Annotated in this window: 1 protein-coding gene; it reads right to left on the bottom strand. The window is 34.9% G+C overall.

Translation table 11 applies throughout. From position 1 onward, the window contains the following. Window positions 1–497: DUF421 domain-containing protein (locus tag AC3G7N_RS22880; RefSeq protein ID WP_489424380.1), on the bottom strand; the 497-nt coding region annotated here is incomplete at its 3' end. Window positions 498–501: the final 4 nt, after the last annotated feature.

The following is a 501-nucleotide window of genomic DNA, read 5'->3' as shown; positions in this document are numbered from 1 at the left end:
ACGGTTTGTGCAGGAAGATTTATATCATCCTGCTGCAATTTTTGTTTTGGTGATTTTTTCATTATACTAATGGCCCCATTGGCTTCTAAATAGCAGTAGGCCACCTCACGTATCGAAAATGTTTCGGATTGTCTAAGCAGGCTTTGCAGTTGATTTATGTTCATACGATTCTTCTTTAATTGCTCCCTGTTTAAAACACCATTATGGATTAAGACAGATGGTTTTCCCTCAAAGACTTTTCGTAATGGAAGGAACTTTTGCCCCAGGATTTCTACAATAAACAGTAATAATGCCCATAAAATCATGGAGAATACGATATATCTTAATCCAATTTTTTCATCATACAAAGCATTTCCCAATAATTCACCAAGTACAATTGCGGCTATAAATGTAAACGGTGTTATTTGGTTAATCAGTTTTTTCCCGAGAAACTTTACCAGAATAAATAATAAAATGAAACCAACAACCAGTTCTGCTGCCAAATACATCATCTTCATGACT

This window comes from Virgibacillus carmonensis (assembly GCF_057836705.1).
The sequence above is the reverse complement of the archived record's forward strand: the minus strand, read 5'-3'. Positions and strand labels throughout refer to the sequence as shown.